This window comes from Pseudomonas sp. AC242, from assembly GCF_979258655.1.
Window position 1 is genome coordinate 2,797,997 of record NZ_OZ409873.1, and the last position, 15,216, is coordinate 2,813,212.

Annotated in this window: 13 protein-coding genes; 4 read left to right on the forward strand and 9 right to left on the reverse strand. The window is 59.1% G+C overall.

The window, feature by feature from the left end:
* Window positions 1-29 precede the first annotated feature (29 nt).
* Complete coding sequence (locus ACZZ0A_RS12550; protein ID WP_463543189.1) at window positions 30-2,642, forward strand: bifunctional diguanylate cyclase/phosphodiesterase; 2,613 nt, start codon at window positions 30-32, stop codon at window positions 2,640-2,642.
* 5 nt (window positions 2,643-2,647) lie between these two features.
* Here ACZZ0A_RS12550 and ACZZ0A_RS12555 read toward each other — a convergent pair whose 3' ends face one another.
* Together ACZZ0A_RS12555 and ppk2 are read right to left on the reverse strand one after the other, a co-directional pair.
* Window positions 2,648-2,863 (reverse strand): hypothetical protein, encoded by a 216-nt coding sequence (locus ACZZ0A_RS12555; protein WP_007913071.1) that lies wholly within the window; start codon window positions 2,861-2,863, stop codon window positions 2,648-2,650.
* A gap of 264 nt (window positions 2,864-3,127) precedes the next feature.
* Window positions 3,128-3,943, reverse strand: coding sequence for a polyphosphate kinase 2 (ppk2, locus tag ACZZ0A_RS12560; protein WP_123376839.1), 816 nt, complete (start codon window positions 3,941-3,943; stop codon window positions 3,128-3,130).
* Window positions 3,944-4,132: 189 nt separating this feature from the next.
* Between ppk2 and ACZZ0A_RS12565 the strand changes: the two genes are divergently transcribed.
* A complete protein-coding gene (locus ACZZ0A_RS12565) occupies window positions 4,133-6,259 on the forward strand; it encodes a TonB-dependent receptor family protein (protein WP_463543190.1) in 2,127 nt (708 codons plus the stop codon).
* A gap of 289 nt (window positions 6,260-6,548) precedes the next feature.
* Here the strand turns inward: ACZZ0A_RS12565 and ACZZ0A_RS12570 are convergent, their stop codons facing one another.
* Window positions 6,549-6,773, reverse strand: coding sequence for a hypothetical protein (locus ACZZ0A_RS12570; protein WP_007913065.1), 225 nt, complete (start codon window positions 6,771-6,773; stop codon window positions 6,549-6,551).
* A 317-nt stretch (window positions 6,774-7,090) separates the two neighbouring features.
* Window positions 7,091-7,747, reverse strand: coding sequence for an O-methyltransferase (locus ACZZ0A_RS12575; protein WP_463543191.1), 657 nt, complete (start codon window positions 7,745-7,747; stop codon window positions 7,091-7,093).
* Between the two features lie 111 nt (window positions 7,748-7,858).
* Here ACZZ0A_RS12575 and ACZZ0A_RS12580 point away from each other — a divergent pair, with 111 nt between their 5' ends.
* A complete protein-coding gene (locus tag ACZZ0A_RS12580) occupies window positions 7,859-8,536 on the forward strand; it encodes a TetR/AcrR family transcriptional regulator (RefSeq protein WP_123376835.1) in 678 nt (225 codons plus the stop codon).
* On the opposite strand, the gene msrA is transcribed toward ACZZ0A_RS12580, so the two are convergent.
* Together msrA and ACZZ0A_RS12590 are read right to left on the reverse strand one after the other, a co-directional pair.
* Window positions 8,499-9,005, reverse strand: coding sequence for a peptide-methionine (S)-S-oxide reductase MsrA (msrA, locus tag ACZZ0A_RS12585; RefSeq protein ID WP_007913059.1), 507 nt, complete (start codon window positions 9,003-9,005; stop codon window positions 8,499-8,501). The genes ACZZ0A_RS12580 and msrA overlap by 38 nt on opposite strands.
* A 215-nt stretch (window positions 9,006-9,220) precedes the next feature.
* A complete protein-coding gene (locus ACZZ0A_RS12590) occupies window positions 9,221-10,438 on the reverse strand; it encodes an MFS transporter (RefSeq protein WP_463543192.1) in 1,218 nt (405 codons plus the stop codon).
* Between the two features lie 131 nt (window positions 10,439-10,569).
* On the opposite strand from ACZZ0A_RS12590, the gene ACZZ0A_RS12595 reads away from it, so the two are divergent.
* Window positions 10,570-11,205: a TetR/AcrR family transcriptional regulator gene (locus ACZZ0A_RS12595; RefSeq protein ID WP_463543193.1), complete on the forward strand. Its 636-nt coding sequence runs from the start codon at window positions 10,570-10,572 to the stop codon at window positions 11,203-11,205.
* Between the two features lie 224 nt (window positions 11,206-11,429).
* Here the strand turns inward: ACZZ0A_RS12595 and ACZZ0A_RS12600 are convergent, their stop codons facing one another.
* From ACZZ0A_RS12600 to ACZZ0A_RS12610, 3 genes are all read right to left on the reverse strand, one after another.
* Entirely contained in the window at window positions 11,430-12,710 is a 1,281-nt protein-coding gene (locus tag ACZZ0A_RS12600; RefSeq protein ID WP_463543194.1) for an ABC transporter substrate-binding protein, read from the reverse strand.
* A gap of 54 nt (window positions 12,711-12,764) precedes the next feature.
* Window positions 12,765-14,033: a DUF1479 domain-containing protein gene (locus tag ACZZ0A_RS12605; RefSeq protein ID WP_007913055.1), complete on the reverse strand. Its 1,269-nt coding sequence runs from the start codon at window positions 14,031-14,033 to the stop codon at window positions 12,765-12,767.
* A 129-nt stretch (window positions 14,034-14,162) separates the two neighbouring features.
* Window positions 14,163-15,035 (reverse strand): helix-turn-helix domain-containing protein, encoded by an 873-nt coding sequence (locus ACZZ0A_RS12610; RefSeq protein WP_176472282.1) that lies wholly within the window; start codon window positions 15,033-15,035, stop codon window positions 14,163-14,165.
* Window positions 15,036-15,216: the final 181 nt, after the last annotated feature.

The window sequence follows — 15,216 nt, forward strand, 5'->3', positions numbered from 1 at the left end:
TCAGAAGACAGCGGATCAAGGACGAGCACATGGACCTTTCCAGCTATGCAGCCCCGCTTCCACCGCGCCAGAGCGCCGTCACCCGCCGCCTGGCCTTCGCGGTCGGTGCGCTGTTTGTCAGCGGCGTGATTGCGGCGGCGGTCGCTTTGCTGGGTATCGCCGAGCGCCTGGACAGCGAAGAGGTCAACAAAACCCGCTTTTACTCGGCTCGCGCGCTGGAAAACCGCATCACTGCCTCGAAAAACTACATCACCAGCTACGCCTACTGGACCACCGCCTACGAGCATTTGAGCGGTCAGGTCGACACCGACTGGGCCTACACCGAGCAGAACCTCGGCAAGACCCTGTTCACCAGTGACGGCTATGACGGCGTGTTCGTGCTGAACCGCGAAGGCACCCGTTACGCGGTGGTGCGCGGGCAAATGGTCGATGCCGAGCTGTCCGCGTTCGTTCAGGTGAGCGCCACGGAGTTACTCGATCAAGTGCTGGGCCAAGGTGATCTGACCAAGCCGGTCAGTCGCTATTCACTGTTCGAAGGCTGGCCGGCGCTGGTGTCGACGGCAGCGATCATTCCCAACGATGAGCGACCACTCGGCGATCCGCAGACTTCTTCGGTGCTGGTGTTCGTCGACAAACTCACGCCGACCAAATTGCGCCTGATCGGCAGCGGTTACGGCTTGAATAACCTGACCCTGGCACTGGACGATACGCTCGACCCGAACCGCCCTCGCGTGCCGCTGGACAGCACCGGTTACAGCCTGATCGCTGATCTGGAACGGCCCGGACAACATTTACTGTGGTCATTGCTACCGCCACTCGGCGCGACGATTGTGGTGCTGATGCTGCTGACCGCGTACTTCTTCCGCCATGCCTTGCGCTCATCGCAGTACGTCGACCAGAGTTTTGCCGTCATGCAAACCTCCAATCAGGCGCTGGAACACGCCAATCGCGAGCTGGAAGCCAGTGAAGAACGCTTTCGCGCCGTGGCTGAAGCCGCGTCCGACTGGATCTGGGAAGTCGACCGCAACCTGGCGCTGACGTACCTGTCGGCGCGCTTCAGCGAAGTGACCGGCTACCCGCAAACCCTGTGGCTGGGGCAGGACATCGGCCACCTGTTGAGTTGCGACACCACGCCGCTGGAACTGTGGCTGAGAAAACTGACCGAGGAGAACAGCGCGAGTGACTTGCGTTGCACCTACCGTGACCACTCCGGCCAGACGCGCCACTGTCGGTTGTCCGCCCGGCCAATCTTCGACAAACACGCGGTCATCGGCTATCGCGGCACTGCCAGCGACATCACCGACGAGGTCGCCGCTCATGCGCAAATCCAGCATCTGTCGATGCACGACGCCCTGACCGGCCTGCCCAACCGCAACAAACTCGCACGTTATCTGGATGAGGCGCTGCTGCTCAAGGAGCACGCGCCGCCGCTGTCGCTGCTGATGATCGACCTCGACAACTTCAAACCGATCAACGATTCGCTTGGCCACCCGGCCGGTGATGCCGTGCTGCAGGAAGTCGCCGTGCGCCTGCGTGAATGCACCCGCGAACACGACATCGTCGCGCGACTGGGCGGCGACGAATTCATCGTCGTGCTCAACGGCATGGACAGTCAGAATGAGATCGACAAATTCTGCACCCGCCTGATCGGCAGCCTGCATCAACCGATAGTCTTCGAACATCACCCGCTGCACATCGGCGCCAGCATCGGCATTTCGCTCAGTCGCCGCCACGGCTATGTGCCCAGCGACCTGATCCGTTATGCCGACATCGCTCTCTATCAAGCCAAATCCGAGGGCAAAAACACCTGGTGTTATTTCGAAGCGCACATGAGCGATCAGATCCAGACGCGCCGGCAACTGGAGGATGACCTGCGCCACGCGCTCAAGCACAACGAATTCATCCTGCACTATCAGCCGCGCTACAAGGTCGATGGCAAACACATCGTTTCGGTCGAAGCGCTGGTGCGCTGGCAACACCCCAGCAAAGGCCTGCTCGGTCCGGACCTGTTCATCCCGCTGGCGGAACAGACCGATCTGATTGTCCCGCTCGGTCGCTGGGTGCTGCGCGAAGCTTGCGAAACCGCATTGGGTTGGCCGGAAGACATTATGCTGTCGGTCAATCTGTCACCCGCGCAGTTTGCCGTCAGCGATGTGGTCGAGGATGTTCGTGAAGTGCTGGTGCAAACCCGTTTTCCGGCCAGCCGCCTGGAACTGGAGATCACCGAAAACGTGATGCTCAACGACACCGACGGCGCCCTGACCACCATGAATGCCCTGAAGGAATTGGGTGTACGCCTGAACATGGACGACTTCGGCACCGGTTACTCATCGCTCGGTTACCTGCGTGCCTATCCGTTTGACGGGATCAAGATCGACAAGCGCTTCATCGCCTCGATCAGCAGCGGCACCAATGATCGCGCGGTGGTGCAGGCGATCATCGGCCTGGGCAAAGCCATGGGCCTGACTGTCACCGCCGAAGGCGTCGAGACTGAAGAGCAACTGGATATTCTCGGGGTCGATCAGTGCAATGAGGTGCAGGGTTATTTCATGAGTCGGCCGATCGACAAAGTCGCGTTTGCGCGGCTACTGCACGATTCCAGGGGCGCACAGTTGAAGTCGAAGAAAGGTCGCGTGACCTGAAGGACTTAACCGTTTGTTCGCCCCAAATCAGCGGTAAACACATTACCTGCATCGCGAACTAACTGCCGCCACTCGGCGCTGGTGATCAACCCCTGCTCCTCCATCTCATCGGCTGCCTTGAGCAGTTCGTCGTACTGTTCTTCCGGATCCAGTCGCATCTGCGATTGCGTCGCCAATTTTCGCCATGCCGCCAGTTTTTCTTGTTTGCGCTGATTGAACATCGGGGAATGATCTCGTGAAGGGCTTCCTTGATAGAAAGAAACGGGATCAAAGGGGTTCAGCGCAGTCGACGGATGGACTGTTTGCTTCTAAAGGGCTTTGCCGATCAACAATGATGGATACACCACCGAATACTGTGGGATTGAGCCTGCTCGCGAAAGCGATGTGTCAGGCAACACATCCGCCACAGACAATCCGCTATCGCGAGCAGGCTCACTCCTACAGGGATTTGTGCTGGTCAGTTCCCCTGTGTCTGACGCAATTCGTCAGAACTTTTCCGCTACGCGTTTATACGGATAATCCGGATCGCGGTACTTGCCCGGCTTCTGCCGCTTGGGCAACTCGACCTTCTCGCGCTTCACATCCTCATACGGAATGCGGCTGAGCACATCGGTGATGATGTTCAGCCGGGCACGGCGCTTGTCGTTGGAGTCGGCCACCAGCCATGGCGCGTGTTCGGTGTCGGAGTGCTTGAACATTTCGTCCCGCGCCCGTGAGTAGTCGTACCAGCGGCTGTAGGATTTCAGGTCCATCGGTGTCAGTTTCCAGGTCTTGCGCCCGTCGTTGATCCGCGCCTCAAGCCGACGGGTCTGCTCTTCGGGGCTGACTTCCAGCCAGTACTTGAGCAGGATCACCCCGGACTGGACGATGGCGTGCTCGACCCAGGGAATCGATCTGAGGAATTTGTCGGCCTGCTCATCTGTGCAGAAACCCATCACCCGCTCGACGCCGGCGCGGTTGTACCAACTGCGATCGAAGATCACCACTTCGCCTGCCGCCGGTAGATACGGCAGATAACGCTGCACATGCATCTGGCTTTTCTCGCGATCGGTCGGCGCCGGCAGCGCCACCACGCGAAAGACTCGCGGGCTGACACGTTCGGTCAATGCCTTGATGGTCCCGCCCTTGCCTGCGCCATCGCGGCCTTCGAAAACGATGCAGACCTTGACGCCTTTGGCGATCACCCATTCCTGCAACTTGACCAGTTCGACGTGCAGTTTGCGCAACTGCTCAAGGTAATCCTTGTTCTTCAGCTTCGGACTTTCAGGCGCCGTGGCGGCCTTCTTTTTACCTTTTGCCATGACCTTGGCCTCTCTCCAATAAATGCAGAAACAGAGTGTTGATTGACGGGACAAACCAGACACGTGAGGTTAGTTCATGCCGTGCTGATTGCCATTGCCGGACAAAAAGCCAAATTGCCATGTGTTTCCTTCGTTCTTTATTGCGTCGCACTGTTCATTGCCCTGCCCTTGTCTGCCTGGAGTTTTTCGATGCCCGCGTCCAAATCCCTGCCCACCGCCCTGCTCGGCCTGGCGCTCGCCTGCCCGGCAATGGCCGAGACTCAAGGTCTGGAACTGGGGCAAGTGCTGATTTCGGCCGATGAGCAACGGGGGGCGGATGCATCCGTTGAAGAAGCGCAAGAGCGCCTTGATCAGGTCCCCGGCGGCACCAACGTGGTCGACATGCGTCAGCCATTGCAGGGCCGTGTGGCGAGCAATCAGGATGTGCTGGCGTATCAGCCCGGGGTTTATGCGCAGTCGGCGGGCAACGAAGGCGTGAAAATCTCGGTCCGCGGTTCGGGCATCAATCGCGCGCCGGGCGCGCATGCGTCGGGGCTTTACACGATGCTCGACGGCCTGCCGCTGACCGGACCGGGTGGCACGCCGTATGAATTGCTCGAGCCACTGTGGGTCGATCACGTTGAAGTCCTGCGCGGCGCCAACGGCTTTGATCGCGGTTCGCTGGCACTGGGCGGCGCCATCGATTACGTCAGCCACACCGGTTACAACGCGCCAAAACTGCAAGTGCGCTACGCCACCGGCAGCCACGGCTATCAGCAGCGTCAGGTCAGTTCCGGGCAAGTGCTCGGCGATTTCGATTACTACGTGTCGCTGACCGATTCCAACGCCGACGGCTATCAGGATCACACCGCGAGCGAGAGCAAAGGCGTGATCGCCAACTTCGGCTATCGCTTCAACCCGAACCTGGAAACGCGCTTCTATTTCCGCTACCGCGAGACCGACAACGACCTCGCCGGCCGCGTGACCAAGCACTCCATCGAACACTCGCCTCGGGCGGCCAATCCGTCCTATGTAGCGCGCGACGATAGCCGCAAACAGCCGGGCAGCACGTTCATCGGCAACAAGACCACCTATTACATCGACGACGATTCGAGCATCCAGACCGGTCTCATCTATCACGACTATCCGATGGACCTGCGCGAAGGCCCGAACCGTTTAAAAGTCGCCTACACCGACGTCAGCGGCACTTTCGACTACAAACGCCGCGACACGATTTTCGGCATGGAAAGCCGCAGCAACGTCGGCCTGCGCGTAACCAAGCACCTGCCCAACGACGGCGCCAGCGAGTTCGTACGCATCCCTTCCGGCAACACCGCCAGCTACCTGCCCGGTACTCGCATGCGCAACTTCACCTATCAGGGTTCGGACACCGTTCTGCACTTCGGCAACGACCTGGAAATCGCCGACGACCTCTGGCTGACCACCGGCCTCGCAGCCATCTACACCCGCCGCGAAAGCGCCGTGACCTACCCGCAAAGCGGCGGCAAAACCAGCATGAACGACTGGGACTACGCACCGCGTCTCGGCCTGCGCTACCAGATCACCCCGGACCTGCAAGTGTTCGGCAACCTCAGCCGCTCGGTCGAGGCGCCGCATCCGTGGTCGCTGATCTACAGCTCCAACGTACGCTTCCCGGCGGGTAATGGCGCCGCAACCGGCACGCAGAAAGACCCAATCGAATTGCAGAACCAGACCGCGACCACGCTGGAGCTGGGCGGTCGTGGCGACAGCGCCGTCGGCGAGTGGAGTCTGGCGTGGTACTACGCGCAGGTACGGCATGAACTGCTGTCGGTGCTGCCCGATGCCACCGCCGTCACCCCGTACGAACTCAACGCCAGCCCGACCGTGCACCAAGGCGTTGAAGCGAGCCTGAACAGCAAACTCTGGTCGGCGGCCGATGGCCGTCAGTTGAGTTTGCGTCAGGCGTATACCTTCAGTGATTTCCACTATCGCGATGATGATCGTTTTGGCGACAACCGCCTCCCCGGCCTGCCGATGCATTACTACCAGGGTGAGTTGCGTTACGACTGGCCGCAGGGGTTCTTTGCGGCGGTGAATACGCAACTGGTGTCCAAAGTGGCGGTGGATTACGCCAACAGCTACTACGCCGATCCGTATGCACTGTTCGGCGCGACGCTGGGTTACAACGCGCCGAAGGGAGACTGGCAAGGTTGGGTAGATATGCGTAATTTGACCAACAAACACTACGCAGCAACGGTCACGCCGGGGTATGACGACAAGGGACTGGATGCGGCGCGGTCTACTCCGGGTGAAGGGATGGGGGTTTATGTCGGGGTTTCGTGGAGTTTGCTCTAAGTCTACGAAGGACGGGCCTGTTTATGATCGCGGTGTGTCAGGTGACTATGATGCAATGCATTCCGGCCTCTTCGCGGGCAAGCCACATTCTCACAGGTTTTTGTGGGATGCCGTTATTGTGAACATGCCGAATAACCTTGTGGGAGCGGGATTGCCCGCGAAGACGGATGTTCATTCAGCATAAAACGATTATGCGAAGCATTGACTGCGAAGCCTAGAGGAATCAGCTGCTGACGAGAGCCAGGTACCGGCACAGATTTTTAGTACCTGGCTTCCGAGTTTGCGGCGCCTAACTCCCTTTTGGCAGCTCTTCGTCAGTACGATGCTGCTCTCCTTCAAGCGGCGGTGTTTCAGTACGCTGTTCCTCCAGCGTTCCTGCCGTGTCATCTTTTGCACTATCAATCTTAGGTTCGCTGCTTGATGTGTTCATCGACGCGCTTAGTACATCCGGCGTCTTAGCAAGATTTTTTTGAACGATCAATGAAGTAACGTTCGTGTTAATCGTAAGTGCCATGATGTATCTCCCTTTTCATGAATAAAACATTGGTGAAACACCATGCTCTAGCAGTTTATTCGCTTCGGATACTGTAAGAAGTAACAGGTTTTCAGACCTTTATGCGCTATACCGTATTTAGAAATGTTCTGTCCCGATAAGTGATAGCGATTCGCTGATTAGCGTTGATTGATGGCAGTCGCGGTCGAGATTACCCATCGAGAAAGTCAGACAGGGAAGTTTTCTCAAATCCAGGATTTCCACCCGTGTTTTTACTGGTTTCCCGCCCGTCCAAATTGGAGCCACATATCAACCAGTGGCTCCCTGAAGAAACGGGCTCAACCCAGCCGCATCGACAGCTCAATTTCATCCGCAAACGGCAAAGACAAATACCCGTTCTGCGGCGCCCGCACGTAGGCTAGGTACTCCGGGCAATAGTCAGTGTTGTCCGCCACCACCAGCGCCCCCGGTTTCAGGTGTTTTTCGACCAGACTCAACACGTCGCCATACAACGCCTTGGCTCCATCGAGCAGGAGCAGATCAACCGATTCCGGTAGATCCGTTGCCAGCGTCACCAGCGCGTCCCCTTGGCGAATCTCCACCAGATCACCGACGCCACCTTCAACAAAATGATGCCGAGCCATTTCAACTTTCGACAGTTCGAACTCACTGCCGATCAGCACACCGCCACCGTTATCCCGCAGCGCCGCCGCCAGGTGCAGCGTCGAAAGGCCAAACGAGGTGCCGAACTCGACAATCGCTTTGGCCTTGGTGTTGCGCGCCAGCATGTACAGCAGTTTGCCTGTGTCGCGGGAGACCGGCAGCCACAGGTCTTTGAGCATTTCATAGAGTTTCAGGTATTCGGTTTTGCTGTGCATCAGGCGTTCGCGCTCTTCGCCAGGCACCGTGTGCAGCACCGGGCTGGTGGCGGCGCCGGCTTGGGCGTAGAGGCGTTCGATCAGGCTTGCGAGAGGTTCAGTGGTCAAGGTTGTCATGATTGCTTTCCGTCAGAAAAAAACTAGAATGCGAGCAATTCGTCGCATTTAAATGATGCGAGCGATTCGCTTCTTGCGCTATTCGCATTCCCCTCTGACGTCCGAGCTGCCATGACCCACCGCCAGACTGCCCGTATTTCCTCACGCAAACAGCCGCAGCAGGCACGCTCCAGCGAACTGGTGGCGGCTATTCTGCAAGCGGCTATTCAGGTTTTGAGCGAGCACGGCGCCACTCGCTTTACCACCGCACGGGTCGCGGAAAAGGCTGGCGTGAGCATCGGTTCGCTGTATCAGTACTTCCCCAACAAAGCCGCAATCCTGTTCCGCTTGCAGAGCGATGAGTGGCTGCACACCACCCAGATGCTGCAGCGAATTCTGCAGGAGTTTGAACAGCCGCCACTCCAACGCCTGCGTACGCTGGTGCAGGCATTCATTCGTTCAGAGTGCGACGAAGCGCAGATGCGCGGCGCGCTGAACGACGCCGCCCCGCTCTACCGCAACGCCCCCGAGGCCCACGCAGTGCGTGCGGCCGGGCGGCAGATTTTCGCGACATTCATGGAAGAGTTACTGCCCGAGGTCGGTGAGCAGATCCGTACCGCAGCGTGCGATTTGATCCTGACCACGCTCAGTTCGGTCGGCAAGGATTTTTCCGGCAGCCCGCGTACCGAGGAGGAAATCTCGGTATGCGCCGACGGGCTGGCGGATATGTTCAGCGCCTATGTACTGGCGCTGAATGAGCGGCGTGCACCGCTCACGCGCGCTTCGGCAGCTTCCAGTTCGGGCGAATGAAATGGCAGGTGTAGCCATTCGGAATGCGCTCAAGGTAATCCTGATGCTCCGGCTCCGCTTCCCAGAACGGCCCCGCCGGTGCGATTTCAGTCACCACGCGGCCCGGCCACAGTTTTGAGGCGTCGACATCGGCAGCCGTGTCTTCAGCGATGTCGCGCTGCGCTTCGTTGAGGTAATAAATGGCCGAGCGATAGCTCGGGCCAAGGTCGTTGCCCTGGCGGTTGGGCGTGCTCGGGTCGTGTATCTGAAAAAAGAATTCAAGGATCTGTCGATAGCTGATCACCGCCGGGTCGAAGGTGATCTCGATGGCTTCGGCGTGGTTGCCATGGTTGCGGTAGGTGGCGTTCGGCACATCACCGCCGGTGTAACCGACGCGGGTTTGCAACACACCGGGATAGCGCCGCAGCAAATCCTGCATGCCCCAGAAGCAGCCGCCGGCGAGGATGGCGGTTTCGGTTTGAGTGGTCATGGCGTGTCGTTCCTCTTCGGGGTGTTGGATATAGCGATGGTTATGAGGGCGGGTTGGCGGATTCCAAGGGGCTGAGCCAATAGAACTACTGACGCGCTGAAACCTGATTGGCTTCCTCGAGCAAAGAACCCGTAATCCTTCGGCCGCTGTAATCACTGACAAAGTAATTGATTCGTGGTCGCCCTCGAGGCTCACGCAGTGCGCGCATCCGAGCATCAGTGCCCGGCAACCGCAACCGCTCCAGCAACACGCGGCCCCGATCTGAACCCATGCACCCGCGCGCCGAAGGCAATGGCGAACCCTACGCTCACCAGCACCACCATGGCCCAGGGAAACGAGGCGACGCCCCAGCGGTCGAGCAACACCCCGCCGACCACCCCGCTGCCAGCAATCGCGCTGTTCCACGCCACCACATTCAACGACAGCGCGACATCGGCGCCGTCACCGGCGGCATCGGCCAGCGCCGTTTGCAACAGCGTCGCCGCGCCGCCAAAACTCAAACCCCACACCGCCACGCCGATGTAAATCACCTGCGGCACATGCCCCATAAATCCCAGCACCACGCAAACACCAGCGAAGGTAGCGAGGCTCACCAACACCGTTTTGCGCAACAGCGGCTCAACCAGTTTCGCGGTCAGCCAGATCCCCGCCAACGCCGCGAGACCAAACACCAACAACACCAGGTCCACTCGATCCGCCAGCCCCGCCGGCGCCACAAACGGCGCGATGTAGGTGTAGAGAATGTTGTGCGCCAGCATCCAGCTGATCACCACCGCCAGCACCGGCCGGACGCCCGGCGTCGTCAGCACTTTGCGTAACGACAGGCGCCGATGCGCAGGCTGTGGTGGATAGTCGGGGACTTTCACCAGCACCCATACGATCAAAATCAAAGTTAGCCCGGACATAATGCCGAACGTCGTACGCCAACCGACCAGCCCTCCCAGCCATGTGCCGAGCGGCACCCCCAAAGACAGGGCAATCGGCGTACCGACCATGGCCAGCGCCAACGCCTTTCCCTGCTGATCAGGCTCGACCATCCGCCGCGCATAACCGGCCAACAGACTCCACGCCAGACCCGCCGCAACCCCGGCGAAAAACCGCGCCACCAGCGTCAAGCCATAGTGCGACGACAGCGCCGTGATCGAGTTGAACAGCAGAAAACCGACGATGGTCAGCAACAACACATTGCGCCGACGCCAGCCGCGCGTGGCAATGGTCATCGGGATCACCGCCAGCACCGAGCCCAGCGCGTAAGCGGTGACCATCTGCCCGGCCATCGAAGGCGAAATCGCCAAGCCTTCGCTGATCAGCGGCAACAGCCCGGCGGGCAGGGTTTCGGTGACGATGCAGATAAATCCGGTCATGGCCAGCGCCAGCAGCGCGCCGATGGGCAGGCGTTTGGGCGCCGCCGTTAGAGTCAATGAAGGTGTCACGGGAAACTCCTTGAGTTTGGAAATTCAGACTTGCGTACCGATCGATATAAAATACTGGCGGCAGCCGAGGCACGTTGTCAACGACTTATGTATCGACTAGTATCCAAATCACTTTCCGAGGAGTTTCAGCTATGGCCAGAACCGGCCGCCCCCGCGCATTCGATCGCGACGACGCCGTCGACCAGGCCATGCAATTGTTCTGGCAACACGGCTACGACTCGACATCCCTTTCACTGTTGAAGGCTGAACTGGGTGGCGGCATTTCCGCACCGAGTTTCTACGCCGCGTTCGGCTCCAAGGAAGCCCTGTTCGACGAATGCGTGCAGCGTTACCTGGCGACCTTCGCCCAGGTCACCGAATGCCTGTGGGACGAAACCCTGCCGCCACGCCAAGCCATCGAAACCGCACTGCGCCAGTCAGCACGCATGCAATGCGACGACGGCCACCCCAAAGGCTGCATGGTCACCCTCGGCGTCATGAGCGCCCCGAGTCCGGAAAACGCCCACGTCGCTCAAGCCCTCACCCACTCCCGCGCCCGAACCCGCGCGGGGATTGTGGCGTGCGTCGAACGTGGTGTGAGTGAAGGATTGTTAGCGGACGACACGAACGCAGCCGCGATGGCGACGGTGTTCGACAGTTTCCTGCAGGGGATTTCCATCCTTGCTCGGGATGACACGCCGATTGAGAACATTGATGCGGCGATTACGCAGGTGATGCGGACTTGGGATGTGATGGCGGTGAGTGAGGCATTGGTGGAATTGCAGTAATTGAAGGGCTCGCGTAGTCGAAAACCATTCGGCTACGCGTCAGCTCATCCAACCGAAATCCAACAGCCGTAAATCCCGCTCAACTATTCCCCAACAACCTCAACATAATTCGACTCCCCGCCCCCACTCGCTCCCGACAGCCAGCCCCACACAAAACTCAACGTCGTCCGCCCCGCCTCATCAACCCCGACCGTCCCCCGCGACCAACCGGAAAGCCTCTCGCCCTACAGCGCAGCTCTGATCGCCGCCAACAACTGCTTTCCGGCCTTTGCCGGATCAGCATCTTTGTCATTCATGAAGTGCGTCACCACATCAAACACCGCGCCCTGCACGGCCTGCGATGTCGACATATTAAACGCCATGCTCGGCGCCAGTGAGCCGGTCTTTTCGGCGTTGGCAAAATCCTTCGCCGAGGCCTGAGCGCAGCTGTCGAATCGGCTCATGTCCAGCCCTTTAATCACTGGAATGGAGCCTTTGTTCTGGTTGAAGACATACTGAAACTCCGGCTCCAGCGCGACCTTGGCCAGATCATCACGAGCAGCAATGTTGCCGGGGTTGTCGTTCTTTGTGGCCAATTTGAACATCGCGAGCGAATCAATCGTGTAGCTGTAAACGCCCTGCGAGCCGGGAAACGGTACGCACAGGTAATCGACATCGGCTTGCTTGCCGGCCGCCGTCCATTCGCTTTTCGCCCAGTCACCCATGATCTGCATACCGGCCTTGCCGTTGATGACTTTGGCGGTTTCCAGATTCCAGTCCTGACCATTGCCGTCGGGATCCAGATAACCCTGCAATTTGTGCAATGCAGCAAACACCTCGGTCATTTTTGGCCCGGTGAGAGTCGCCTCATCGACATCAATAAAGGCTTTCTTGAACCCGTCAGCACCCATGACGCTCAGCAGCAGATTCTCAAAAACGGTGGTGTCCTGCCAGGCCTGGCCGCCATGGGCGATGGCGATAAAACCCGCTGCCTTGAGCTTGTCGCCAGCGGCATACAGCTCTTCCAGAGTAGCCGGCGCCTTGCTCACGCCGGCCTTTTTCAGCACCACCGGGTTCAGCCATAACCAGTTGATGCGATGAATGTTCACCGGCACCGCGACGTAATGCCCTTCGTATTTCATGCTGTCGGCGATGGTCCTGGGCAGCAGGTTGTCCCAATGGTTGGCCTTGGCGACGTCATCCACGCTGGTCAACAAATCGAGCCGACCCCACTCCTGAATATCCGGCGCTTTGATCTGTGCGGCCGAGGGCGGATTGCCCGACACCGCGCGAGTTTTCAGCACGGTCATTGCCGCGCCACCTCCGCCGCCAGCGACGGCGCTGTCCTGCCAAGTGAAACCATCCCTCTCGATGATCTTCTTCAACACGTCCACCGACTTGGCTTCGCCGCCGGACGTCCAGTAATGAACGACCTCGACGGAGCCTTTGCTTTCAGCGGCGTGGACGACGAAGGGGAAAAGTGACGCCAAAGAAACCATTGCAGCAAGGCGATTGATGCGGTTCATTTTCGATACCTTTATTGTTGTTATTGAACGGATTCAGCGGTGCAGTTCGATGACTTACTCGAGCCCAAGACCCGCGCGCCCCAGTGCATTCAAGCCCTCGACACTGAAGCGTTCCTGCCAGTTTTTTTCGTAATGCTCAGGCGGAAAATCGTCAGGCGACGCGCCCCGTTCAAATGCCCTGAATACATCTTTGGCGTAACGCCGATTTTTCGGACACATCGGCGCCGCAGGCACATACATCACGTTGCCCCAACCTTGTTGGTTGTCCACGGGCGCGACGCTGTGGATCACATCGCAATGCCACCAGACCGAGTCCCCCGCCTGCACATCCGGAATCGGGCTCAGCCCGTCGACCAACAGCGGATGCCATTGCCTTGAAACCGGCAGCACTTTGCCGGGCGCCACGCCGCACAACTCATCCTCGGGCACGTCATCGAGCAACGGGCGAAGCAGCATGTACGCCATCGCTTTCGGAATCGGCAAGGTATGCAGCACGCCCTGATCCGCCTTCATGTCAGACAACGCCGTCCACCCCTGAAACGTGCGAAACGCGGAACACTTGACCGTGTCCTTGTAGGCGTATTCATCAACCTCGGTACGAAACGCCGCGTCCCAGGGGTCGTAGGCGTTGAAATCGTTGCTGTAGATTTTGTCGAAGACCTTCAGGTACGCCGGATGCAACCAGCGCTCCAACGCACCCGAATCGGTGTGCGGCCCCAGCCCTTTGGAATAGGTGCCCGGTGGGCGCCGCCGCACCCGGTCGGGATACAGCGCATTGACGTCAGGGTCGAACCATTCCTGACCGTGCGACTGAGTTTTCCAAAGACGATTGAGGAACGATTGCGCGGCGCCCATCCGCTCGTCCTGACGCAACTGCATTTGCGACGCAGACCAATAGATCGGGAAAATCTCCGGACGTGAACCCTCAAGGTTGCCGAAAAACTGGTCAACCGGGCCACGGTAAACAGTGTCGAAGTGGTTTTTATCGAGGTATTCCAGCAGGCCCTTGTCCCAATTCAACACCTGCGCTCGTGGAAAGTGGTTTCTGATCACCACGCAACCCCGGCGTTTGATCAACGCCAACTGCTGCGGCTTCACTTTCGCCGCGAGAATGTCAGCGAACTCCAGCTCCGGCCAAGCCGAACCTGTGAGCGCTTCCTGCTCTTTGATTGAGGCGATTTCGCCAGCAACAAACTCACTGACCTGGGCGAACAACGCATCCACATCGCCGATCTGCTCACGCAGCGCGCGCTTCATATTGACGATGCTGGCTCGGTAATCGTCGGGAAGCGTTGCGCTTTCGAATGCCTGGTATTTGCTCATTGAATGACCTGCTGTTCTTGTTATTCAGGCAGGTATGGAAGCACTTCCGAGGGCTATCGCGGCAGCCTCGATTGAAGCGTCAGGTAATACGATTGTGGCGTTTTGCCCGGATGGGCCGGGACGATCGACCTAGTGAAAATGATGCTCGTGCTGGCGGCGAAACTCCGAGGGGGTCAGCCCTTTCTGCGCCTTGAACTGACGATTGAACAGCGCCAACGACGAATAGCCAACCGCCTCAGCGATCAGCGAAACCGTAGTGTGCCCTTGCATCAACAGCGCACAAGCATGTCCGATCCGTAAGCGCACGATGTAGTCCAGCGCCGTGCAGCGCGTGTGACGACGAAACATTCGATGGAACGCCGACACGCTCACGCACGCCATCTCGGCCAAAGCAGGAATACTGACGGGTTGGGCGTAGTGCCCATGCAGGTACTCCAGGACTCGATGGATGCGCGGGTCTTCGACGATGGGGCTCCCGGCCTGCGTGCTCGGCGCTGGGAGAATCCGCGTGGCATCAACGTCTTTCGCCAGTTTGCCGAGCACCGCCAGCAGCGCAATCAATCGCTCCGCCGGCTCCTGATCGACCATCGCCTCAATCACCGGCCGCACCTCGCGAGACGCGTCCTCACTGAAACTCAACGCATGCCCCGCCGCCGCGAGCAACCGCCGAACCGACCCCAACTCAGGGAACAACGTCACCAACGACTCCGCCCACGCCGCCGAAAACCAGATGACCAACGCAACGTGCGGCTGCCGCGGATCAATCAACTCCGCCGAAGACCAGCTATGCGGCACATTCGGCCCCACCAGAATCAGATCCCCGTCATCGTAAGGCGCAACGTCATTGCTGATATAGCGATGGCCTCGGCTGTTCAACGTCAGCGTCAGCTCATACTCGGGATGGTGATGCCACTCGAACGGAATCGCCTCGGGTAAGCGCCGGTTCAGCAGCGTCCAAGAGGCATCGGCCTCGGTGGGAATTTTCTCGAAACTGGGCTTCATGGTGACGGATTCTGCTAGCTGGCGTGGTTGGCACGCCACGATCGTATCACTCACACCCAGCCGTTCAAGGCGTGAAGTCGTCCTCCGCCCGATCATGGCGCTGCCATGCCCTATCGCGTGAACACGCTAGTTTTAAGGTCAAGGAATGACGCTACCAATCACCGGGCCTGCGCAAAACACC